This window comes from Acetobacter cibinongensis (genome assembly GCF_000963925.1).
In the GTDB taxonomy this organism is placed as follows: Bacteria; Pseudomonadota; Alphaproteobacteria; order Acetobacterales; family Acetobacteraceae; genus Acetobacter; species Acetobacter cibinongensis.
On sequence record NZ_BAMV01000010.1, the window covers coordinates 1 to 24,217 of the forward strand.

Annotated in this window: 18 protein-coding genes and 1 riboswitch; of the genes, 9 read left to right on the plus strand and 9 right to left on the minus strand. The window is 54.6% G+C overall.

All coding sequences use genetic code 11. The annotated features are described in order from the left end of the window. The first annotated feature begins 777 nt into the window (after nucleotides 1-777). Nucleotides 778-1,896: an MFS transporter gene (locus Abci_RS05810; protein WP_048838218.1), complete on the plus strand. Its 1,119-nt coding sequence runs from the start codon at nucleotides 778-780 to the stop codon at nucleotides 1,894-1,896. Nucleotides 1,897-1,962: 66 nt separating this feature from the next. Here the strand turns inward: Abci_RS05810 and Abci_RS05815 are convergent, their stop codons facing one another. From Abci_RS05815 to Abci_RS05845, 7 genes are all read right to left on the minus strand, one after another. Further along, nucleotides 1,963-4,560, minus strand: coding sequence for an MMPL family transporter (locus tag Abci_RS05815; RefSeq protein ID WP_048838219.1), 2,598 nt, complete (start codon nucleotides 4,558-4,560; stop codon nucleotides 1,963-1,965). A 116-nt stretch (nucleotides 4,561-4,676) separates the two neighbouring features. Continuing rightward, nucleotides 4,677-5,723: a flippase-like domain-containing protein gene (locus tag Abci_RS05820; RefSeq protein ID WP_048838220.1), complete on the minus strand. Its 1,047-nt coding sequence runs from the start codon at nucleotides 5,721-5,723 to the stop codon at nucleotides 4,677-4,679. 55 nt (nucleotides 5,724-5,778) lie between these two features. Then, a complete protein-coding gene (gene ribH / locus Abci_RS05825; protein ID WP_048838221.1) occupies nucleotides 5,779-6,261 on the minus strand; it encodes a 6,7-dimethyl-8-ribityllumazine synthase in 483 nt (160 codons plus the stop codon). A gap of 30 nt (nucleotides 6,262-6,291) precedes the next feature. Further along, nucleotides 6,292-7,623, minus strand: coding sequence for a bifunctional 3,4-dihydroxy-2-butanone-4-phosphate synthase/GTP cyclohydrolase II (locus Abci_RS05830; protein WP_048838222.1), 1,332 nt, complete (start codon nucleotides 7,621-7,623; stop codon nucleotides 6,292-6,294). After that, a complete protein-coding gene (locus Abci_RS05835) occupies nucleotides 7,608-8,210 on the minus strand; it encodes a riboflavin synthase (protein WP_048838223.1) in 603 nt (200 codons plus the stop codon). The genes Abci_RS05830 and Abci_RS05835 overlap by 16 nt, the downstream gene beginning before the upstream one ends. Next, on the minus strand, nucleotides 8,195-9,247 hold the full coding sequence (ribD, locus tag Abci_RS05840) for a bifunctional diaminohydroxyphosphoribosylaminopyrimidine deaminase/5-amino-6-(5-phosphoribosylamino)uracil reductase RibD (RefSeq protein WP_244877592.1): 1,053 nt from the start codon (nucleotides 9,245-9,247) through the stop codon (nucleotides 8,195-8,197). The genes Abci_RS05835 and ribD overlap by 16 nt, the downstream gene beginning before the upstream one ends. A gap of 105 nt (nucleotides 9,248-9,352) precedes the next feature. After that, a riboswitch (FMN riboswitch) is annotated at nucleotides 9,353-9,496 on the minus strand. A 152-nt stretch (nucleotides 9,497-9,648) separates the two neighbouring features. Further along, entirely contained in the window at nucleotides 9,649-12,054 is a 2,406-nt protein-coding gene (locus Abci_RS05845; RefSeq protein ID WP_048838224.1) for a TonB-dependent receptor, read from the minus strand. A 356-nt stretch (nucleotides 12,055-12,410) separates the two neighbouring features. Between Abci_RS05845 and Abci_RS05850 the strand changes: the two genes are divergently transcribed. The 4 genes from Abci_RS05850 to Abci_RS05865 all read left to right on the plus strand — a co-directional run bounded on the left by Abci_RS05850 (nucleotide 12,411) and on the right by Abci_RS05865 (nucleotide 16,648). Further along, a complete protein-coding gene (locus Abci_RS05850; protein WP_048838225.1) occupies nucleotides 12,411-13,655 on the plus strand; it encodes a cytochrome b in 1,245 nt (414 codons plus the stop codon). Then, nucleotides 13,655-14,431, plus strand: coding sequence for a cytochrome c1 (locus tag Abci_RS05855; protein ID WP_048838226.1), 777 nt, complete (start codon nucleotides 13,655-13,657; stop codon nucleotides 14,429-14,431). The genes Abci_RS05850 and Abci_RS05855 overlap by 1 nt, the downstream gene beginning before the upstream one ends. 24 nt (nucleotides 14,432-14,455) lie before the next feature. Continuing rightward, nucleotides 14,456-15,118 (plus strand): ubiquinol-cytochrome c reductase iron-sulfur subunit, encoded by a 663-nt coding sequence (gene petA / locus Abci_RS05860; RefSeq protein WP_048838327.1) that lies wholly within the window; start codon nucleotides 14,456-14,458, stop codon nucleotides 15,116-15,118. A 135-nt stretch (nucleotides 15,119-15,253) separates the two neighbouring features. After that, nucleotides 15,254-16,648, plus strand: coding sequence for a DUF2252 domain-containing protein (locus Abci_RS05865; RefSeq protein WP_048838227.1), 1,395 nt, complete (start codon nucleotides 15,254-15,256; stop codon nucleotides 16,646-16,648). Here the strand turns inward: Abci_RS05865 and Abci_RS05870 are convergent. Continuing rightward, nucleotides 16,620-17,210 carry a peroxiredoxin gene (locus Abci_RS05870; RefSeq protein WP_048838228.1) on the minus strand — a complete coding sequence of 197 codons (591 nt, stop codon included), beginning with the start codon at nucleotides 17,208-17,210 and terminating at the stop codon, nucleotides 16,620-16,622. The genes Abci_RS05865 and Abci_RS05870 overlap by 29 nt on opposite strands. Before the next feature lie 231 nt (nucleotides 17,211-17,441). Between Abci_RS05870 and Abci_RS05875 the strand changes: the two genes are divergently transcribed. Further along, nucleotides 17,442-17,996, plus strand: a complete 555-nt coding sequence (locus Abci_RS05875) for a flavodoxin family protein (RefSeq protein WP_048838328.1) — start codon at nucleotides 17,442-17,444, stop codon at nucleotides 17,994-17,996. Between the two features lie 72 nt (nucleotides 17,997-18,068). On the opposite strand, the gene Abci_RS05880 is transcribed toward Abci_RS05875, so the two are convergent. Beyond that, nucleotides 18,069-18,869, minus strand: a complete 801-nt coding sequence (locus Abci_RS05880) for a hypothetical protein (RefSeq protein ID WP_048838229.1) — start codon at nucleotides 18,867-18,869, stop codon at nucleotides 18,069-18,071. A 675-nt stretch (nucleotides 18,870-19,544) separates the two neighbouring features. On the opposite strand from Abci_RS05880, the gene Abci_RS05885 reads away from it, so the two are divergent. The 3 genes from Abci_RS05885 (at nucleotide 19,545) to tcuC (ending at nucleotide 23,961) form a co-directional block, all read left to right on the plus strand. After that, entirely contained in the window at nucleotides 19,545-21,458 is a 1,914-nt protein-coding gene (locus Abci_RS05885; RefSeq protein ID WP_244877593.1) for an esterase/lipase family protein, read from the plus strand. Further along, nucleotides 21,455-22,432, plus strand: a complete 978-nt coding sequence (locus Abci_RS05890; protein WP_048838231.1) for an Lnb N-terminal periplasmic domain-containing protein — start codon at nucleotides 21,455-21,457, stop codon at nucleotides 22,430-22,432. Before Abci_RS05885 ends, Abci_RS05890 begins: the two co-directional genes overlap by 4 nt. A 173-nt stretch (nucleotides 22,433-22,605) precedes the next feature. Beyond that, complete coding sequence (gene tcuC, locus Abci_RS05895; RefSeq protein WP_084597546.1) at nucleotides 22,606-23,961, plus strand: MFS transporter; 1,356 nt, start codon at nucleotides 22,606-22,608, stop codon at nucleotides 23,959-23,961. The last annotated feature ends 256 nt before the right edge of the window (nucleotides 23,962-24,217 follow it).

The window sequence follows — 24,217 nt, forward strand, 5'->3', positions numbered from 1 at the left end:
AACTGCGTCTTTTCTGAGCTGCCTGTGCGGCAGTGAACTCCATGTCCTTCCACAACCCCCGCATCACAACATTTCTGAGCTGCCTGTGCGGCAGTGAACATAACCGGTCAGCTTACTTTTTCTGGTAATTACTTTCTGAGCTGCCTGTGCGGCAGTGAACATCGAGCCAGGCTTTGTTGCCGCTACCAGAACTTTCTGAGCTGCCTGTGCGGCAGTGAACTAGAGACGATAGAGTCTATACTGGCGGAATTCTGCGGGAAAAAGAGGTTTTGGTCTATTTGACCCTCTTTTTTGGTCTGTTGGTTAAGTCTTTGAATTTCAATGAACAAATTATATGGCCAGAAAAAAGGGTTTTTCTGGAGTGGCGTGAAGCAGGTTTATAACCCGAAACGCGCCTGAGAAACCAGAGAAATAGCCCGTAGCTGTTATCTCACTGTCTCGTGCTGACCAGACTGGCGGCTGCCCTTACTAAGCACGGCAAATAGTACGCACCTTAGCAGGCAAAGCGTTTCGTCATGCCTCTATTTCCTGTAGTCGGATTGGACACACCACCGTAGCGCTATGCTATCGGTCCTTACCGTCTTGCCCGCACCTTATGCGGGCCGGGAGTGTCCACGCTGCTTCCGGTTCGTTGCCGTGGGCCTGCTGCCCGGTTTGTTTTTGCCTCTTGCCACAGGGATGCCTCGTGAAACACCAGACACCCAACGTCTATACGCTCCAATTTCCTTCTTGCTCCTCCTGCCCTGCCCTACAACAGCCTTTTGAAGGAGGCTGGGCATGATCTTCCGTATTCTTATTCTGTCTCTGGGCGCGTTTGTCTGGCAGGTTACTGAAATATTGCCTATCGGGCTCCTGACCGACATTGCCCATGGGCTGACTGTGTCTGAGTCCCAAATTGGTCTTTTGGTAACCGGGTATGCGTGGCTTGTGGCTCTGACAGCCATTCCCCTTACCATTGCCTGCTCCGGCGTGGACCGGCGGATTCTGGTTGCGGCTCTTATGGCTTTGGTGGGGAGTGTTAATCTGCTCACCGCCCTGACACCCAATTATACCGTTATGGCTTTACTGCGGGTGGCGTTGGCGCTGGGGCATGGGGTTTTCTGGTCCATCCTTTCCAGTCTGGCGGTGCGGCTTGCACCACAACTCCCCATTGCCAGAGTTACGGGCATGGCTTTTACCGGTGTGGCCGTGGCCTTTGCTGGTGGCATTCCTCTGGCTTCCGCCATAGGGCACTGGGCTGGATGGCGGGCCGCGTTCTCGCTCACAGGAGTTCTGGGGGTGATGGTGCTGGCTGGTATGCTGGTGCTTCTCCCGCCCATGCCGGGTGTACGGCGGCATATTGATATCCGCCACCTGCTGCGCCAGCCCGTGTTACGCTACATTGCCATTCTGACAGCCTGCGCGGTAACGGCGCATTTTACAGCCTACACCTACATTGTACCGCTTTTAAAGAAGCTGGTTCTGGCACCAGATGCTCAAATTCCGCTTATGCTGCTTGTGTTCGGAGGCGCTGGTATTGTTGGCAACTGGCTTGGTGGCCGCTTGCCTTTTTCAGCCGGGCGGACTGTCGGGCTGTCATTGGTTGGGCTTGTGCTGAGCTATGGGCTGCTTGTTGGGTCAACGTACGCCACATCTGCCATCTGGGTGGTGCTGGCACTGTGGGGCGTTATTGCAGCCCTGATAAACCTTGCCATGCAAAGCTATGCGCTGGAACTTGCCCCCAACCAGCATGAGGCCGCGGCATCCTTTTGTGTCACCGGGTTTAATGCTGGCATTGGTACGGGCGCCTTGGTGGGGGGTCTGGTTCTTCCGGCCGGGGGTGCTTTTGCCATTATTGGTACGGGTGTGGTTTTGGCCTGCGTTGCCATGGCTGTTTTAAAGGCCAAACCAGCCTGAACCCTTTATTCCCCTGAAAACCAGCCGTATAAAAAAACGCCCCATTATGGGGCGTTTTTCGTAAGGTCAGTTTTCGTCTATGTCTCGCTTTGGCAGCAGCGCTGGCACAAAAACTAGTGTTGCCAGCAAGGTGCACCCCAAAGACAACAGCAAGAGCCGCCCCATGCTGGCCGTACCCGGATGGTGGGACAACGCCAGAGAGCCAAATGCCGTACCCGTTGTCAGTGCAGAGAACAGCACAGCCCGCGCGGTGGGGGACGCCAGCGGGTGCTTCACACCATCACGCCAGTTCATGACGAAGTAGATGTTGAAGGACACCCCAACGCCCAGCAGCAGCGGCAGGGCGATAATATTTGCAAAGTTCAGTGTCTCAGGCAGCAGCACAATCAGAATAACGGTCATGAGGGCTGAGAGCAGCAGGGGGGCCAGAACAAGCATCATGTCTGTCAGACGGCGGCGGAGCGCCAGAAACAGGATGAGCGCAATCATGCCAATAGCGGCAACAGCAGCCTGTTCAAACGCCTTGACGATGGAGCGTGCGCTTTCAACAATATCAACCGCGCTCCCTGCCATTTTTGGTTCAATCTGCTGTAGGGAGGTCACAAAGCTGCGCAGAGCGTTGCTGTTGGACATAACGCCGTTTGGATGAACTTCCACCAAGGCGCGGCCATCGGGCAGCAGATAATTGCTGGCAATAGACTGCGGAACATCCTTAAGCGTGACAGGTGTTGCCTGTAACATGGTGCGGAGCTGGTCCAGCTCAGCAGGCAGAAAACGAACCAGAGCATGGTTGGCATCCACCACAATCGTGTCCGGCGCTGAGGCCATTTTGGCAAGCGCTGCCTGAATGCGGCGCAGCGGGTCTGTGGCACTCAGCTTGTCCATCACCCCACCCAGCGCAGTTGCGGTGCTCTGGGCGGCATCACGCAGGGCTTGCGCGTCGGGTTCTGGTCTGGGGGTTGGCACAATAAGGGTGGGCAGCAGGATATTGGCTGCATCCTGAATAAGCGCCAGTTTTTCAGGCTGGTTTTCCGGCACAAAAGACCCCAGCCACATGGCGTCATGCACACCAGGCACTTTGGCCAGACGGTCTGCCTCGCGCTTGGCATCATCCAGAGACGGCACCAGCAATTCTGCCCCATAGGGGGAAGACTGCGGGTTGGTCATAAGCAGGTGCAGGGCCTTCATGCCCTCGGAGTTCGGGTTTTTTGTGTGCAGTGGGTCGCCATCAAAATTGAGGCGCGGCACCAGAACAATGCCCGCCAGCGCCACAAGGCCAAAAACAATCAGCAGTGGCTTGCGCATCTGACGGATTTTGACATCCACAGGCTGCATGAAGGCATAGCCCATGCTCGGGCAGTCCAACGGCGGATGAAAAATACGCAGCAAGGCTGGCAGCAGAGTTGTGGTGCAAACGAATGCAACCATCATGCCAATACCGGCAATCAACCCAAGCTGGGCCACGCCCAGAAAGGCTGTGGGCGTAAATGCCAGAAAGCCTGCGGATGTTGCCAGTGCCGCCACCAAAATCTGGTGCCCTGTCTCCTCCCCAGTTTCCGCCAACGCGGCGAGGATTCCCTGCTCGTTCCGGCTATCCTGATGTTGGGCCCGGAAACGCACAGAGAACTGGATGGCGAAATCCACCGCAATGCCCACAAACAGGATGGCAAAGGCAACGGAGATCAGATTAAGCGTACCAACTGCCACGGCTGCAAAACCGGTCGTCAGCAGCAGGCCTACAACCAGCGTGACCACAATAGGCAGCACAACACGCCAGGACCGCACAGCCAGCATGAGCCAAATGGTCACCAAAGCCAGAGACCCCAGAAGCCCTGCCACCATCCCTTCTGCCACAGTGGCAAATTCTTCATCATCGAGCTGCACCTGCCCGGTCATGTGTACCTTGGCGTGGCCGCTTCTCACATAGTCCAGACTATCCGCAGCGCGGCGCATGGCATTTGCGGCATCCCCGCCCGGCTGGAAGGAACCATAGTCCAGCTTGGGTTTGGTGATGACAAACTGGTAACGCCCGGCAAGATCAGAGAGTTGACCACCTAACAGATGCTCCCAGGACAGGGGTTGGGGTTTGCCCGCCAGCGCCTGCTCAAGATTATCCGCAAAGCCTTTCAGGGCTGGCTGAAAGCCCGTCAGGTCCGCCTGCCCCTGCTTCACGCCTTCCGCAATAAGTGACAGGGCACCAAACAGACCGCGTGCTGATGGGTCCTGCGCCAACGCCCCCAGGAACGGCTGGGCGGCAATTGTGTCATCCAGTAACTGCCCAAGCGGTTTGGTATCCAGAAACATCAGGCCGTTGCGCACTAGGTACGGGTCTGCATCCGGGCGTTCTGCAAAGTTGAAGTTTTTATGGTCTGCTGCCAAACGCTCTGCCAGCAAACGGGCGGTCTCCCGCCCCTCTTCCGGCAAATCTGCCTCAATCACCGCAACAAGCAGGTTTTCCTTTTGCGGGAACAGACGGGCCATCTCGTCCGAACGTTGCTTCCACTCAAGCCGTGGGGAGAGCATTTTGCTCGTATCTGTGGTGACCCCCAGATAATTAACCCCGGCAAAAACTGCCCCAGCGGAGAGAATAAAAAACACTGCCACGACCGCATAAGCATGACGTGCGCAAAGCATGATGAAACGACCGATGAAGGCAGAAAGCATGGCGAGCTGTCAGTTCCTGATAAATTTTTAGGCCATTGAAGGCTCAAAGTTGTTTTGGTTTGGCCCAACCCACCTGCTTCATGCAAGCAGGGATATAGCAATGACCCTTTTTGCGTTCATAAACGAACGTCAGAAACCGAATTTTTACACAACATGGGTGCACATTCGCTCTCATGCTCCGGGCTTTCCGGGCACCATACATGCTCCAGCCACTGCCAGAGAACGAGCGAAGGTAGACCCCACACAATTTCGCGTACGCGTTTAATAAGGGACAGGGCCATTGCCATCTGGGGTGGCACGCCGAAAAGGCCGCCTACCAGAACATACCCGCCTTCAGAAACACCCAGAGCTCCCGGCACTGCAAAGCCAACGGATTTTGCGGCCTCACCCACGCCCTCAATCACGAACCCCACGGCTAATGAGCAGTCATATCCCATAAAATGCAGGATGAGGCAGACCTCAACTGCGCCAAGCGCCCAGGCAACAAACTGTAAGGTAAAAGCCCATACGGTAGCGCGTTTGGCCATATAAAGCGCCAACACCTGCTGGTGCAGCCCGCGTATGCTTTCAGCCCCGCTCCAGCCAAGATGGGCTGCTATTTTCAGTAAAAGCTTTTCAACAAGGGCCACGGCACCAAGCCACTGGCTAATAAAAACAGCCAGACCAATGGCAAGAGCCACCAAAGCGCTCTCCAGCAATTCATCGGTCACGGCAGAGCGTTGCACCAGCGTAAGCAAGACGATAAGGCCGAGCACCGTAAACAGAACCTGGCTCAGCAGTTCCAGAGTAAGGTCGCATATGGTTGCTGCCGCGGCACGCTTTGCGCCCAAACCGCGCCGGTTCAGCAGGCGCGTAGAGCAAACCTCCCCTCCAACCTGTGCAACAGGCAAAAGGTTGTTCACCCCTTCCCTCACACAGCGCAGGGCAAAGTAGTCTTTTAATGTCAGGACAGAAGAAGGGAGTGTATCAGGCTTAGGGCCGGAAATAACCCGCCAGGCCTGTGCGGAGAGAAGAACCTGCACGGTGTGGAACACGATTGCTGCAAGAATACCCCAGCCACCGGCCATAACGAGCGAGAAAATGGCACCCGCCCCGAACTGGGCCAACATCCAGACAGTCAGCCCCAGCCCTAAAAGACCTGCAATGACAGCAACCCGCTTCATCCATTCCCTCGCCTTGCAAGGCTGCACACCTCATTGTCGTGCAGCCTTTACCAGATCACGTCTTGATCTGACGCAGCAACGCAAGTGACTCCACGCAGGCGGCAGCAGCTTCACGCCCTTTGTTATGAATGTCAGAACGGGACCGAAGTTCCGCCTGCTCATCGGTATATGTTGTCAGGACACCAAACGCGATTGGCACTTCCGTAGCCAGGGAGGCCTGCATGAGGCCAACCGTGGTGCCAAGGCTGATAAACTCGAAATGCGCGGTATCGCCCTTAATCACGCAGCCGAGGCAGATAACGCCCTCATAACGGCCTGATTTTGCAAGGGTTTGCGCTAGTAGTGGCATCTCAAACGCGCCAGGAGCTGCAAAAATGTCGGAGGCCGCAACGGCAATATTGTGCTCACCCAGCCATTCAATAGCGCCGTTCCGCAGGCCGCCTGTCACGTCCTCGTTAAAGCGGCTTACGATAAGTGCCAGACGGGGCGCAGGCACCAGTTTGAGATCAGGCAGGGACGCAGGAAGATGTGTGCTCATAAATTTCTCTTTTTCCTCAAAAGGCTTGCATCAAGCAGGTGCCCCGGCCGGGGCATCGCTCACAGAAAAATTACTCAACCGGTGCCCCATACGCTGCCGCTTGGCATGCAGGTAGGCGCGGTTAAAGGGATTAACCGGTGTTTCAAGGCCGATTCTCTGGCGCACCAGAAATCCACGGGCTTCCAGAGCTCGCACCTTGTCCGGATTATTTGTCAGCAGGTCTAACTGGCCCACGCCCAGCTCCCGCAGAATAGCGGCGGCGGCTGTCCAGTCCCGCGCATCTGTTGCAAAACCCAGCTTGTGGTTGGCATCTACCGTATCCAACCCGGCATCCTGCAACTCATAGGCCCGGATTTTGTTGGCCAGACCTATGCCGCGCCCTTCATGGCCGCGCACATACACCAGCACCCCGCATTCTGCCTGCCCAATAGCCCTTAACGCTGCATGAAGCTGGGTTCCGCAGTCACACCGCAAAGACCCAAGGGCATCCCCCGTCACACACTCGGAATGCATACGCACAACCGGCACAGCACCTGCGGCTACCGGATTACCTTTTACCAGCGCCACATGCTCCACCCCCAAACGGTCACGGAAGGCATGGATCATCAGGTCTTCTCCGCCATAGGCGCTTGGCAAGGCTGCCTCTGCCAGATCAGCGAGGGTTTCCTGCTCCGGCACGGGGTGCGCTTGGGCTGCCGTATCTGGCAACGCTGCCAGACCATGCTCTTTTACCCACTCCACCAGCTCCGCAATGGAGATAATGGGCATGTCGTATCTGGCCCCATACACTTCCAGTTGCGGGCGGCGCGCCATGGTGCCGTCCTCGTTCAGAATTTCGCAGATAACTGCTGCGGGCTGCAAACCGGCCAGACGCACAAGGTCAATAGAGCCTTCAGTGTGGCCAATACGCTCCAGCACGCCGCCCGGCTTGGCCCGCAGCGGGAAAATATGGCCGGGCGTGGCAAGGTCAGCCGGCTGTGCCGTATCAGCAATAGCAGTCAGAATGGTATGGGCACGGTCCGCTGCGGAAATACCGGTCGTAACGCCTTCTTTGGCTTCAATGGACACTGTAAAACCCGTGCTGTGGCGGGCCGTGTTGTTGGTGACCATCATGCGCAGGCCAAGCCGGTCCACATGCGCAGGCGTGAGCGGGAGGCAGACCAGACCACGGGCATTGGTAATCATGAAGTTCATGGCTTGCGGGGTCATGAACTCCGCCGCCATGACCAGATCGCCCTCGTTTTCACGGTCTTCATCATCCACCATAATGACCATACGGCCGGCACGGAGCGCTGCGACGGCTCTCAGCAGCGCTACAGATGGCTGGGAGGCATTGGCCACCTTGTTCACTTGGTCTGGCATAGAACCTCCACGTATTTGGCAATAACGTCCACTTCCACATTCACGGCGTCACCAATCGCAAGCGTGCCGAGTGTTGTGTGCGTCCATGTGTGCGGAATAATCATGAGTGCAATGGTGAAAACTTCATTCTGCACCGGCCCAATTTCATTCAGCGTCAGGCTGATGCCATCCAGCGTGATGGAGCCTTTTTCCACCATGTAGCGGCGCAGTGTTTCTGGCACCTCAAACACCACACGACGCGCATCCCCTGACGGTGTACAGGCCGCGTAACGCGCCGTGCCATCCACATGGCCCTGCACAATATGGCCAGACAGGCGGGTAGCAGGAGTTACTGCGCGCTCAAGGTTAACGCTGCTGCCTGCCTTCAAGACACCCAGTGTTGAGCGGTCGAGGGTCTCACTGCTGATAAAAAATCGCGCATGGCCTGTTGCCGCAGGCTCTACTGCGGTCAAACACACACCGTTCACGGCAATGCTTTCCCCTTCAGCAATATCTTTCAGGCCTGTATCAACATCGATAACGAGCGACTGGTCTCCCGCATCTGCCTTGAGAACATGACCGAGGGATTCAATTATTCCGGAAAACATGCTTGCTCCTGCGTACACCGTGCCCACTCCGGAAACAGAGCAAGGGGGGTTACTTCCTGTCGTGTTGAAACTGAAAAATGGTCCACCCCGGCAGCGTTCTGACGAATAGTCAGCCAGTCATCCCACAGGTTCTGCTCTTGCAGGGCGGAGAGAAGTTTTGGGCCTGCCTCTACCATCAGCCACAGCGCATCCGTCTGGGCCAGAAGCTCTGGCAGGGCTTCGCTATTGGGGCAGAACAGCACATCAAACCGTTTTTCGGCCTGCCCCACCCACTCTGGAGCAACATTCGCCTTTTGCCCGCATACCACCACTAAGCGGCGCCGGTTTGCGTGGTCAGGCACATGCCGCACGGTAAAACCCGGCTGGTCGGCAGCAATGGTGCCTGTACCGGTTATAATACCATCTGTCGCACGGCGCAGGGCGTGGGCAAAGGTAAGGGATTCCGGCGTGGTAAATGTTGTCTGGCCAGCGGGTGGCACCATAGTGCCCGCACTGTTGAGTGCCTGCTTCACCGTTATCCACGGTCTGCCCTGCGTTGTTTTCTGGACAAAAGGCGCAAGCAACGCCTTGCACTGTGCAAAAAGTGCTGCGCCATTAGGAGCCTGCTCCAGCCAGTGCACTGTGCGTCCCGCAGCGGTCAAAGCCTGGGCTCCGCCGCCTGCCACATGGGGGTTGGGGTCTGCACACCCAATCCAGATGTCTTTGACCGGGGTTTCAAGCAGGGCCTCGGTACAGGGCGGTGTACGGCCTGTGTGGTTACAGGGTTCCAACGTCACAACGGCAGTCCGCACCCGGTCTAGCACACCGGCAGCCCGTGCCTGTTCACACGCCAAGCGTTCCGCATGGAACTGGCCCGCCTTGTGGTGGGCAGCAAGGCTCAGTACCTCACCGTCCTCCCCAAGCAGGGCACAGCCTACCGCAGGGTTGGGAGCTGTCTGGCCAACAAACCGAAAAGCCTCGGCCACAGCAGCCTGAAACGCACGTTTCACCTGCTCTGGCACAAACTCTGGCACTGTAGTTAAGGGGGAGTTTTGCAACGCCCTGACCCCTTGTTGTCTCAACCATGAACCAGACGAACTTAGGGCATAGGGGAGCCTTCACGTCTCTCCGCGCCGCATAAAGAGCGCAGAAAGCCATGACGCTACCGTTCTCTCTCATCCGGACTATGACCGTCGGCCCCGGATTTGCACCGGATCTGCTGACCCTGCCATTGGCAGGCGCTCGCGGGCTTATGGCTTACGCCACTTACCGCCGGTAGGGAGTTACACCCTGCCCTGAGAACGTCGTACCCGCTTAAACCACGGATACAATTGTTACTATGGGTATAATCACGCTGGAGTGCAAGAGAGAAACACATCACACCTTTGCGCAGGGGCTTACCGGGAGCCTGAAGCCACCCGGCAGCCCCACCCCAAAAGAGCGAGGAGCACACCAAAGGTCAGAAGGAAACGGAGAGTGTTCCGGTCATGTTGAAGCGTGGGTACAGGTAATATGTGGGGGAACCGCTGGCAGACACAGCACTGCCGTAAACGCCCGTGGTGGCATGGGCGTTATTGGTTAACCCATAAGCACCGGTACGCACAAAACTACCCGTTATGTTGTTAAAGTTCATGCGGAAAACAGGTGCTTTAACAAACCCAAAACTTGGGAAACGATACCCCACCGCTATGGAGTCCGTAAAATAACCCGGCATTTTTTCGTCATTCATGAAGGTGGTGTATTGGGCCGAGGTATAATGCACTGCAAAATTACCAAACAGCTTGCCGTCATCATATGTCAGGCCGATATTTGCCAGCACATGAGGGGCCATGACCGCCCGGCGCCCTTTTGTTGGCAGCAGGTCAGACACCGTTGCACCGTTAAGAAGTCCGGTGGTGGGAAGGTTAGAATCCATTGACGTGTTGAGATATTCAATGGACGCATACGGACTGAAATGATGAATGGGGTGTGCCGCCACCATGGCATCAAACCCACGCGCCGTCTGGTTGCCCGCATTAATAGTGGTGCTGATGGCCTGGTTGTTCACATAGACGCTGGTTGAGACCAGCCGGTTGGTAATGGAATAGTTAAAGAAGCTCAGATCAGCCATCAGGTAGCTGTTGTTAAAGCGCCACCCCAACTCTTCCTTGATCAGGTATTGCGGTTTGGCATTGTAAGGGTTGCCAACATAACTACCGCTTTGCGCATCAAACACCGCTGAGAGTGAGCCGGGGTCTGGCATACGATAGTCCCCCTCAGCGTTGATATAAATCTGGTTATGCTCGTCAATCTTGTAGCCAATACCCAGTTGTGGGAGGGGCACAACCGTATTTTCCTGCATATGCGGCGCACGGCTGGCATAGTTCTGGCTGTAGCGGTTGATCATGGACACTTTAAATCCTGCATCAACCTGAAGGCGGTTATCAAAATACCGGCTGACATTGTGCACGAACAGGGAATGGTTATACCAGCCAGCATCACCCTGATACGGCATATAGCGCGAACCGTTCTGGAACAGTCCGGTGCCCTGTGCGTAAGGGTAATTTTTCCGGCCGTCCTCCGTTGCTACTGAATACAGGTTGTTGACCTGATTATCCTGATAATCAAACCAATACCCAAGGGATACGGTGTTATGCCGGTCTATCTGATAATTCAGTTGCGCCACAGCACCCGCGTGCGGGCGATAAACGCTATAGGTGGACGTTGCAGGCACCTGCCCGCTCAACGCAGCGCCATTTGACCCCTGTGTTACGGCCACTTTGTCTGCATTGAACAGTGAACCGTTATACGAGTAGCCACCATTATAAACGTAGTAGGGCTTGAAATCGAAGCTGAAGCGGCTTGGCAGCACGACATGCACCGGAGCAGTAATAAAGAACTGGTCCCACATATTGCCAACCAACCCTACATAGCGGGATGGCATTTTAGGGTTATATTCTGCGGAATAGGTAAATGTCCCGTTGCCGTGCTTTTTGTCCAGGAACTGCTGGGCTGTTGGGTAAAGCGGCATTGACGTAAACTGGTGGTTCCAGCTTGCGAACAGGTCGATATAGGAGCCGTTATCAAAGTCCTTGCGGGCACCAAAATCCAGATGGCGGCGTTCGTTGGTGCCTGGGCCAATCCAGTTGCGCGCATGCTCATGCGAGAAAGACAGATAGCCGCGCACGCCACTGTTCCCAATATCCCCACTATTTACCCGCAGGAACTCGCGGGACATGTTGTTGGACCCGTAGGAAAAATCCGTCGTACCGCCAAATTTGTGGTCCGGCGTTATGGTTCCTGCATCCATAACCCCTGCGGCCGCAGTTGTGACCGGCAGGTTAATGGCGGCAGAACCCGGCGTAACGCTCACATGGTCAAGATTCTCAGAATCCACGTTCTGGTTCAGGTAATAAGCCGTGGCAACAGGCACACCGTTGAGGAGAATACCCATGTCGGAATCCGTAAGGCTACGGATGTTCATGGTGCCACCCAGAATACCGGACGAATCGTTGGCTGAGACACTCACGCTCGGTAAGTTCTTGACCAGATCCAACGCGGTGCTGGTTGGGTTTTGCATGGCAATGTAGCGTTTGGTTACGGTCTGCACGGCCCGAGGGGCTGTTTCATGCCGCATCATGCCACCGCCACCAGCCCGGTTGACAGCCACCATAATTTCTTCCCCGGCCCGGCTTTTAACGGGGCCTGACGGATGCCGTACTCGCTGAGGCGCGACACTGTGAGAAGTCTTGCGAACGTTGGTCGGTACCCCACCTTTCCGGCTGGCCTGTTTATGTGTTGCAGCATAACCATAGTCACAGAACAGGATGGTGCTGCTGAGAATAGCGGCAACAAACCGACCATGCTGTGTTTTTGTGGGAACCATTGACGTGCGTTTTCCTCAACAAAGAAGCGTTCGTAATGGCCGTGCTTTAGTGCAAAAATTATCAAAAAAGGAAACCCTTTTGCCGCATTTTACAGTGCTTTTTGTATAAATTGTTGCACCATTACACTAGCCGCCTGTTGCGTTTAAGACGCAGTGAGCTTATTCCCCCAAGCTGGGCCAGACGCGAGCCTCTGGATGCTTGCAAAATGTTTCGGTTGAGTTATGTTTTTCCGAAAGGCTGCGTCGCGCCCGTACAGCACTTTCCAAAAGCTGTCTGCGGCGCTAGCTCCACCTGACTGATGCCGCTAGCATGGCGCACCGGCTTCTGGCCTTGAGACGCTCACAATGGAAGACCCATGACCCAACCCATTACGCCGGGGCATCAGCCCGCCCCTCCTGCGCCAGAAAGCACTGGGCTTTCTGGGTGGATTGATCAGCGCCTACCCATCATCAGTGCGTTCAAGGCCGAATACATCCATTTCCGTATGCCCCGTAACCTGAACGGGCTTTGGAATTTTGGCGCCATTCTGACCATTGTGTTGTTGCTCATGCTGGCAACCGGCACTTTTTTGGCCATGCACTACACCCCTACAACGGCTGAAGCCTTTTTGTCTGTTGAAGCCATAGACAGGCAACTTGCCGGAGGCTGGCTCCTGCGGGCCATCCATATGGTTGGGGCAAATCTGTTTCTGGCAGCCCTGTATGTGCATCTGTTTCGCGGCCTTTATTACGGCTCCTACAAAGCCCCGCGTGAGCTTTTGTGGCTGACGGGCCTGCTCCTGCTGGTCATGGTCATGGCAACGGCGTTTGCCGGATATATTCTGCCTTGGGGGCAAATGTCCTACTGGGGGGCGGATGTCATCAGTAAGGCCGTGGGGGCTGTGCCCGTTATTGGTGGCACGCTAGAGCATATTCTGGCTGGCGGAGAGGCTCTGGGCGATATTTTCCTGCATCGCTTTTTTGTGCTGCACTTCATTCTGGCGTTTCTGGTGGTTGGGGTTGTTGGCCTGCATGTTGCTGCGGTGCATGTCTCCGGGTCTAATAATCCGTTAGGAATTGAGCCAAAAACGCCCAAGGACACGGTACCCTTCCACCCGTATTTCACAAGCAAGGACCTGTTTGGCCTTGTGCTCTTTGCGCTTATTTTCGCACTTCTGCTCTTCTTCTGGCCCGGTCTGCTGATGGAGGCTGATAACTACGCCCCCGCTGACCCCATGCACACCCCGGCGGATATTGAGCCCGAATGGTACTTCCTGCCGTTTTACGGCATGTTGCAGTCCATTCCGTCCAAATTTGGCGGCTTACTTGCTGCCGCAGGCTCCCTGCTTGTGCTGTTTGCCCTCCCCTGGCTGGACCGCTCCCCTGTGCGCTCTGCCCGCTTCCGCCCGCTATGCCGGGTCGGGCTTATAGGGCTTGTGGTATCCTTTGTGCTTCTCGGCCTTGTGGGGGAACACCATGCCGCCGGTGGCTGGATGCTGCTTGGCCGTGCCGCTCTGCTTTACTATTACTGCTATTTTCTCGTGCTGCTGCCGCTGGCCAGCCGCATCGAAAAAACACGCCCTCTTCCCGCCTCTATTGCCGCCGCACAGGGAGAGGGCTGATGCCTCACCACGCCACACTGAAAAGTTTTGCGCTCCTGGCGGGTCTCTGTTTAGCCACGCCAGTTTGTGCCGCAGAACCAGCAGCTACTCCCCCCCATCATTCATGGCGTTTTGACGGCCCTCTGGGCACTTTTGACCAAGGCAGCCTACAGCGCGGGTTTGTTGTGTATGACCGTATCTGCTCAACCTGCCACGGTATGCGTAGCCTGACCTATAACGACCTTGCAGGCATAGGCCTGAGCCAGAAAGCCATTGGTGATCTGGCCCACAGCAAGCAGTTTCCCGGCCCGCTGGATGAAGATAGCCAGCCGACAACGCGCCCCGGCACCCCGGATGATCACTTCAAGTCCCCCTTCCCGAGTGATGCCGCAGCAGCAGCCATGATGGGGGGTGTCGCCCCGCCCGACCAGTCCCGTCTGGCGCTTATTAAACCCCACGGGGCGGATTGGCTTTATGCTTTTCTGACAGGGTATCGTATGCCTGCCCCGGCGGGCGCGCCCTCAGCACCCGGCAAGTTCTATAATGACTGGGCAGATGGCCATCTTGTCGGTATGCCGCCACCGCTTGTGAACGGTGCCGTCACCTTCCCTGATGGCACGCCCGCCACGGTTGAGCAGCAGGCCAAAGATGTTACAACGTTTCTGGTCTGGGCATCTGACCCGCACCGCAATGCACGCCACCATATTGGTAAAGGGGTTGTGCTTTACCTGATTGTTCTGCTTCTGCTGGCTTACACGTGGAAGAAGAAGATCTGGAAACGCCTGCACGGAGCCTGAACGCACATGGACAAAACACCCCCCATGACATCTGAAACCCCAGAGTCCCCTTCCACAGGGCAGGATCCACAACGCCGGGATTTTCTGGGCATGGTCACGACCGCTGGCGTGGTAACGGGTGCGGCGGCGTGCGCCATTCCGTTTCTGCAAAGCCTGACCCCGCAGGAAAGTGCCTCCGCTCACGCCCCGGTGGATGTGGATGTCTCCAAGCTGGCACCGGGGCAGCAGACAACTGTTGTCTGGCAGGGCAAGCCTGTTTTCATTTTGCGCCGTACACCGCAGGACATGGCAAAATTACAGGATGCCAGCTTGGCCAATGCGCTGCGGGACCCCAACTCCAAAGACCATCAACAACCGGCATATGCTGAGAACTGGCACCGCTCCCTTACGCCGGAATATGGTGTGTATGTCGGGGTCTGTACGCATCTGGGTTGTGTGCCGTCTTACGCGCCAGCTGCTGCTGCCAGTGCGCCAGCTACGGCAGAAGGCACCGCTACACCCCCGGGCGGTTATGCCTGCCCCTGCCACGGCTCCAAATTTGATCTGGCTGGCCGCGTTTTCAAAGGCGCACCGGCACCGTACAATCTGCCGGTACCGCCCTATTTCATGCCAACGCCAACCACAATCCGGCTTGGGGAAAACCCTAAAGGGCAGGATTTTGATTTTTCAACAATTGTGCAGATTTAGCACTATCAGTCAGGCCTGACGGCACGGCCAGTGCCTTCAGGCCTTTTGGCATAGCTGTTTCCACTCGACAAAATTCTGATTGGCTTTCTACACTGGCTCCAAGTTGCTCCCCAACCTGCCAGAGTGGTCTGTACCATGCCTGCCCAGAACACCACGCCCTACCCTACACGCAAACAAAGCACGCAACTAGGTGCGGCACGCCGCAAAGCCGTGCCGCGAGCCGCACACGCCACATGGGACGTACCCAAACATCGGGCTGACCCTGTTGCCTTGCTGGCCACGCAAGGCCTGAGCCGTATTCAAGCACTCCTGCCTGTACGCTATGACCGCATGAAGGTCTCCCCCTTCACGTTCCTGCGCGGTGCGGCTGTTGTTATGGCCTCTGACCTTGCCAGCACGCCGACGTCCGGCATCAGAGTGCAATCTTGTGGCGATTGCCACCTTGCCAACTTTGGCAGTTACGCCTCCCCTGAAGGTGTGCCAGTTTTTGATATTAACGACTTTGATGAAACGCTGGATGCTCCATTTGAATGGGACATCAAAAGGCTAGGCACCTCGTTGGTGCTGGCCGGTTTGGAAGGGGGTTTTTCCAACAAGGCCGCCCATCAAATGGCAGAAAGCATGACCCTGGCCTATTGCCGCCAGATTACGCAGCTTTCGGCTCTTAGCCCGTTACAGATATGGGCCAGCAAAATTGATCTGACCGCTGCTCTGGCCAACTTCAAAAACACCAAAGTGCGCAGCCAGACAGAAAAGCTGCTGGCGCAAAGGCTGGAATCTGCCAAAACACATTTCGGCCTTGTGGCAGAGGACCAGACCACACCGCGCTTCAAAGAAAAACCACCATTGATTATGCGTATTCCTGAACAGGAGAGCGCTGTCAGAACCGCTTTTGCCCGCTATGTGGCAACTCAGCCGCCTGAACGCGCAATCCTGCTGCAACATTACCGCCTGCAGGATGTCATTTTCAAAGTTGTTGGTATCGGCAGTGTTGGGACTTTTTGCGCCATCGGCCTCTTTACCACAGCAGATGGCGAACCTTTGCTGCTGCAAATCAAAGAGGCACAACCCTCTGTTCTGGCACCTGCGGCAGGCCCTTCCCCTTTTGCAAACCAAGGGGAACGGGTTGTGACGGGGCAACGGATTATGCAGGCTGTGTCCGACACCTTTTTGGGATGGACCCATACCAGTGCCGCCAATACCGCTGACACACCAGACCTTACCGGGTCTGGCCGCCAGTTCTATGTCCGCCGCCTGAAAGACAGCAGATTGGCCGCTGTGGGAAGTGACGTTGCGCAGGATGGCCTGCCTGACTACGCAACCCTATGTGGCATAACGCTGGCCCGTGCCCACGCACGGTCTGGCAATACCAGCCTGATTGCTGGCTATGTTGGCAAAGGACCAGCCTTTGCCAAAGCCATTGCAGAATTTTCTGTAGCCTATGCGGCACAGACCCACACAGACTGGCAGGCCTTCACCGCAGCTTTACAGCATGGCGCTCTCAGGAATGCAGAGCATACCACGCCGTAACGGCGGCCATTGTGCGGTTAACATGCGCCTGTGGGTCTGAACTTGTGAAGGCCAGAAGTATCGTGCCATCTGGCGCAATGACATAGGACGTCCGGTCAGAGAGCAGAAAATTACCGTGTGTGCTGCTGGTTTTGTAAAGAGAGGCCACTTTGGCGTCCGGGTCCGCCAGCACGGCGAATTTACCCCGGCATTCTTCTTTGGAAAATGCCGCCACACGGTCAACATTACCGGCTGTAATACCCACAACTGTTGCCTTCAGCTTTGCAAAGTCATCTGTTGCATCCGCAAAGGCATGCGCCTCCAGCGTGCAGCCGGGCGTGAAGGCTGCCGGAAAGAAATACAGCACTACAGGGCCTTTCTTAAGAGCTTCCTGTAGTGAGAACGAGATCGCTTTACCGTCCAGCGCGCCATGCGCCGTAAAGGCCGGAGCCTGCGCTTTCTCGGCCAACGCCGCCTGCGCTGGTTGAGCCATAAAGCCGGATAACGGCATAACAGCACACGCTGCCGCGCAGCCAAGCGCATACAAACTTTGCTTTATGGGGGTGGAGCGCCTGATTTTCATGGTCTGCCTCTGTCTCTTTTTTGGTCTATAGCCATCATGCACGCACTCGCGTGGTCTCGACACTAAATTTATACAAGGCGGGCTTAGCATCACCTCCATTTCACACCATCAGTATGAGATGATTTTTCAATAAAGCTGATTATCATACAGACACCTACAAGCCATTCTCCCACTTACATTATGGCAGTGCCCCCTAAAGCTGCCATTCCCTGCTTCTATGGAGAAGAACCCATGGCTGATATTGTTGTTGTGTACCATTCAGGCTTTGGCCATACCCGCAAAGTGGCTGAGCATGTTGCCAAAGGCGCAAATGCAGACCTGATTGCCATTTCAGAAACAGGTGACCTGACCGAAGCTGAATGGGAAAAGCTGAATGCAGCCAAAGCCATTATTTTTGGCACCCCAACCTATATGGGCAACGTTAGCTGGCAGTTTAAGAAATTTACGGATGCCACGTCCCGTATCTGGTACAACCGTGGCTGGCAGGACAAAATTTTTGGCGGCTTTACCAATAGCGCCAGTCCGGTTGGGGATAAGGGCACAACCCTTGCAGCCCTACAAACTCTTGCCTCCCAGCATGGGGGAATTTGGGTGAGTCTCGGCCAGTTACCCAGCAATACCAAAGCTGCTCAACCCACAGACCCCAACACATTGGGGGGCTCAGTCGGCCTGATGGTCCAAAGCCCGGCGGATGCCAGCGTGGATGAAATTCCGCAAGGCCATCTGGATACCGCTGTTGCTTACGGGCAGCGGATAGCTGGCATTACAGGCCGCTTCTCCGCCTAAATAGCCAGGACCTGCCTGTCAAAAAGCAAGAAACCCCCGGCTGTTGGCAAGCAGACAGCCGGGGGTTTTCTTTTACTGGGCAGCCGGGTTTACTGCATCCAGCACTTCAGGTTGCACAACCGGAACCGATGGTACAGCAGTCATCTTATCTATGGCCGCTTTCCCTACAGCCTGAAGAGCCTGATGACCCAAGCTGTTCAGTTCATCTGCCGTCGTCTTCAGGCTTGGAACGGTTGGTGTAGGTGTGGACGTTGTTGTGGTGGTCGCAGGTTTACTGGTCGCTGCTCCGGTTGCAGAAACTGGTTCTGATACTCCTGCCGGTTTTGTAACCGTGGCAGAAAACTGACTGGGAATAAGAGACACTTTGCTATTTGGCACTGCGGCTGCTGGCGTAACAGTGGACGCAGCGTAAAGCTGTGCATTCACAATACGATGCTCAGCCTGTGAAAGGCTGGTCGGGTTTTTGTCATATATATCAACAAGCTGTTCATTTGGTGCGTAACAGAACAACACGGTGTGCAGGTTAGGGTTCATCCCGGCTTTGACTGGTGCCCATAGCGCCTCTGACAAGCCAAAGGTGCTCACCCCTGTGAGCATTTCCGCCGCTGCCACGGCAGCTTTGCCACCAACCCCAAAGCCTGACGTATAAAGTTTATAAATATCGCATTGCCGGTTTTCATGCTGCACCTGCCCCTCCGGTTGGCCAACCGTGCTCATGACTGCAAAACGGTCTGCACCCGTTGTGAACTGCTCAAGATTGACCGGTTGCGCCTTGCTCTCACTCCCTGTGTTTGTGCAGCCAGACAACAGGGCAAGGGCTGCACACCCTACCGTGCACAGGATAGTATTAATCCGGAACAACTTGAAAACCATGTGGTAAACTGCGCCTTGCAAGAATGCATATTCTGAAAATCTCTCTTTCACCGCGAGAGAACTGCCTCTCTATGCCACAAAACACAGTACCACCACGAGAGACCCCACGTTAAATTTTCGCTTATTCTGAAGAGATTATTTTTCAATAAGTATTATTTCCTCTCTCAAAATCTTGTTTTCTTTGCCTTGAGCACTGGGTTTTAATACACACAAACAAACCTCACACCGCGCCATAAAATCACCTATTTTACCGACGACTTATTCACGGAAAAAGAAAACAAGACATAGCGCGTGATTAGCTTCCGTTTAAAAAATATCGTGGTTACTGAAAAGATGTAGAATATTGAGCAGAATGCCGCATATTTTCTTACCGCCCACACGTCTCACCGGACCATGTTGCCACTTCAAGGGTTCAGCTATTCATTTGCCCATATAAACAGAGAAGCCTCTTTCGGATTTTCGCGAAATATCTGCCGCCTGAAAATTTTGTCACATGCGTCAATTATTTTGTTTTTCCCCAGACCATGCTACGCTCTGGCTTTCTTAAAAGCTGGTGGGCGTTGCAACTGATACACCTAAAAGCAGCCCCTCCCTGCCCGAAACCATACTGCTATGATTGCGCCTGTGACCTTGAAATCTTTCTCCCCAAGCAAAATTTTTCTCTGCTCAGGCATTTTGGTTTTTCTGTCTGGGTGCGCTGCGCCCATCACGGTGACGGAACGCTCTCTTACGCAAACGTACAAGGCCCGCAATCAGAGTGCGCTCATCAGCAATACGTTAAGCACAACCAGCCTGACGACACTCAGGCGGCAAAATCTACTGGATACATGGCGACGGAACCCGGCAGAGGCCATAAACAGGCTGCGTAGTATGACGCAGCGCCAATTTTACGCGCAAAGTCTGACAGATCAGCTTTTTACTTTGTCAGAGCTCACTTATCTTCACGCACGCAAAACGCACGACAAAGCTTATTTTATGGCGGCGGCACTCTATGCCTACGCCTATCTTAACCCGCAGGCTCCTGATGCTGAGCGCCCCAGCCCTTTCAGCCAACACTTCCGGCAGGCGTGCGACATTTACATGCTGAGCCTGACGGAGGCTTTTGGCGCCCCTATTCAGGTAGCGTCCCAACACTGGACGCTACCTTTTGGCACGTTAGACCTAGACGGCGTGCCCAGCTCCTACAAATGGTATGGGCATAGCTTGGCCGATCTACGCCCGCTTGCCCGTTTATCCATTACTGGAATTGAGAATATTTACTCTCATACAGGTTTGGGAGAGCCAGTAGGTGCCCTCCCCCGCCTTAGCAACGCTGAAGACAAATCCTTCACAATTTCAGACAAACTACGAGTGCCGCTTAATCTGCAATTAGTTCTGTCGTCCCCACGCACACAGATTTTATCAAACACACTACAAGGCCATCTTGCCCTGACGGCTATGGACGAGGCACCGCCCCCCAACACCACAAACCCGCGGCAATATGACCAGACAGCAGCACGCGCTGTCAGTCTGGACGAAACCATGGACTGGTCTTTGGAATATAAGGGCTTTCTGGATGGTCGTTTATTTGACCAGACACAATCACCACAGCTTTTCACCATTGAACCCCACCAGTACGGGCATAGGCCGGTTATTCTGGTACATGGCACTGCCTCCAGTGCAGCACGCTGGGCCAGTATGGTTAATGACTTGATGGAAGACCCTGTTATCCGGCAAAATTATGAGTTCTGGTTTTTTTCTTATGCAACGGGAAATCCCATTCCCTACTCTGCATTACAGTTGCGGCAAGCTCTTTTGCACACCATCCAGTACCTTGGCGGGGCACAGGCAGATCCCGCGTTGGGACAAATGACCCTTATTGGTCATAGTCAAGGCGGGCTCCTCATAAAGCTTCTTGCGATTGATGCAGGCAACAGACTCTGGGACGGCATGGTACCAAAGCCTTTGGACTCCCTAAAAATATCTGAAAAATACAAACAGTTTTTACACGAAACCCTTTTTCCCGCGCCGTTGCCAGACATCAAAAGCGTGGTATTTATTTCCACCCCACAGCACGGCAGTTATCTGGCCGGATTTTCCATTGCACATATGGTGGGGCGTATGGTGTCCTTCCCCCTGACAGTAACAGAAGCAACCCGTGCCGTGCTTGCCAGTGACCCCACATTACGCCGCTTGAACATGCGTCCGTGGCGGGTTGGCAGCGTATATGGCATGTCCCCTCACAGTGCGTTCATGCGGTCCTTGGCCCCCATTCCAGTTACGCCAGATATTACCGCCCACTCCATTATTCCTGTTACAGGAACAGCCCAGAACCTTGAAAAAGCTGATGATGGCGTTGTGACTTATAAAAGTGCGCACGTACCCTATGTTGCGTCCGAACTTGTGGTACCGCATTCCGGCCACTCCACACAGTCCAACCCAATCACCATTGCAGAAGTGCGCCGCATCTTGCTTGAAAACTTACAGCAAACAGCCACCACAGAAACCTTGACCAAGCAGGATATCAGCACAATGGGCGGCGTGTACCGGTCTCCCGAACACCCTCTGGCGTCATCCGCGCAAATACAACAGGCACAGGCCACTCCATGAGCACGCAACGCTTTTTACGCGGTATCGGCTGGTTTTTCCTTGCCTGCATGACGGCCTTTGCTACGGCAGCGCTTTTCTACTCCACGCTGGAACCGGATAGTCTGCGCAATGCGTTGGCTGCTTTATTCCCCACCTGTGTGCTGATTGCATTTTTCATACGTCGCTTCATCAGCACGACAGTGTCTCTCACAACTTTGTTCGCTGTCTTCTGGGGATGGTATTTAACAGACCCACCACGCAATGACCGGGACTGGGCTGGAGAATATGCCGTTCCGGCTGACGCAACACTCAATGGGCGGGTAGCGCATATCGCGCATGTCAGGAATTTTACCTATCGTACGACTGAAGACTATACCCCGCATTATTATGATGCGGATTATAATCTGGATGATCTTACCTCACTGGATTTGATCACATCCTATTGGGCAGGCGAAAGCATTGCTCATGTGTTCCTGAGCTTTGGCTTCAAAGATGGCAGGCATCTGGCCCTTTCCATAGAAACCCGCAGGCAGAAAACATTTTCCTATTCCGCCATTGCCGGTTTTTTCCACCATTATGAAACCTTTTATGTCACGGCTGATGAACGGGACCTGATTGGTGTGCGCACGGATATTCGGAAAGAGCGTGTCTACCTCTACACCCTCACTTTGTCGCCACAGGCGCGTGAACGATTGTTCCTGAGCTATTTGGCAGAAATCCACCATCTGACTGTCCAGCCAGAATGGTACAATACGCTGACAGACAACTGCACCACAGGTATTCTTACCCGCGCGCAAGCCAAATGGCGTTACCGACTAGACTGGCGTGTTTTGCTGAGTGGTTATACGGCATCCCTTGCTTATGACCTTGGGTTGCTCCAGACACACGGCCTGAGCTTTCCAGCGCTTAAACAGGCCAGCCGTATTCAACGCCCGGCACACGCAGTGCTTGATGATAGTTTTTCAACAAATATTCGCACCAGTCCTGCGCCTTAAGGCAGAAAACTGCCTTTCCGGCTTTTTATTAAGACGACGAATATCTCTCACCTTGTTTTGACTAGATGCGCTCTATACTTAGCCGCGCACCATGATAAGTGTAAGATACGTTGCTGTTCGTCTCATGTCGTGCAGTAAAAGCTTCCTGCCAAAAGAAGTAAGAATAATACGCCATGATAAATAGCAGCAGTAGTAGTACTCTTAGTCCAGAAGCTAACGCGTTGACAGAAAACGCAGAGTCCCATGCGCCAACGGGCTCTCCCCAGACTGCGCGGCAGCGTATGAAGGCCGCTGCGCAGGTTGCCAGTGGCAATATGCTGGAGATGTATGACTTCATGGTGTTTGGCTATTATGCCGCAGCCATCGGGCATACGTTTTTTCCGTCATCAGACCCTTATGCGGAACTCCTTCTGTCTTTTGCCACCTTTGGTGCCGGGTTTCTTATGCGCCCGCTCGGAGCGTTGGTGCTTGGCGCGTATGTGGACCGTATTGGCCGCCGCAAAGGGTTGATCCTGACCCTCACCCTCATGGCGCTCGGAACACTGGCTCTTACCCTCACGCCCAGCTACGCAACAATCGGCATTCTCGCCCCGCTCATGGTGCTTGCTGGCAGGTTGTTACAAGGCTTTTCCGCTGGGGTGGAGTTGGGCTCAACCTCCGTGTATTTGGCAGAAATTGCCAAACCTCATAACAAAGGGTTTATCGTTTCCTTCCAGTCGGCTTCACAGCAGGTTGCTGTCATGGGGGCGGCGGCTCTTGGCGTCTTTATGGCGTCCATGCTGTCCCCCGCACAAATGGCGGCGTGGGGGTGGCGCATCCCCTTGCTGATTGGTTGCCTTATTGTGCCCGTTCTGTTTTTTCTACGCCGTAACCTGCAAGAAACAGAAGCGTTTGAAAAGCAGCACAGCCCTCCACATTTTCGGGAAATTCTCCAGACGGTTTGTAAGGAATGGCGGATCATTTCCACCGGACTTTGCATGGTTATCATGACCACAACATCCTTTTATGTCATTACCGCTTACACACCATCCTTTGGTAGTTCTGTCCTGCATCTTTCAAAAGTGAGCAGTCTGATCGTTACATTATGTGTGGGTATGTGTAACTTCCTGCTTATTCCGGTGTTTGGTGCGCTTTCAGACAAAGTGGGCCGTAAAAAACTGCTTATTGCGGCAACACTCTTGGCTATTCTAACGGCTTACCCCGCCATGCTCTGGCTGGTCACAGCGCCATCTTTCCAGCGCCTGCTTGTTGTAGAACTCTGGCTGGCCATAATTTACAGCCTGTATAATGGCGCTGCCGTGGTTTACCTGACTGAAATTGTACCCCCACGTATCCGCACAACGGGTTTTGCTCTCGCCTACAGCTTGGCAACCTGTGTAGGGGGCTTCACCCCAACACTCTGCACATGGTTGATCCATACAACAGGGAATAATGCCGTGCCCGGCGCATGGCTTGCTCTTGCTGCTGTGTTTGGTCTGTGCGCGAGCCTGATAGCCCGCCCCTATGCTCAGGCTGAACTGAACCGGTAGAACATCGTTATTACACACCAACTAAAATGGTTGCATTGTGTGAAATAATGCAACCATTCCAAGTTATTTCTGGTTCAGTTTTCTTGTCCTGTTCCCCATAATGCTTTTTATGCCACAGGTCGGAAGTAAAAATACTCTCAGCTCATTGCTTTAATTGACGGACACTCGGGCGCATGGCTTAAATGCCTGACCGGGACTACCGGCTATCTGGATGCTCTGACTGTATTTTTACTGTTTTGACACCAGCATAATTGCG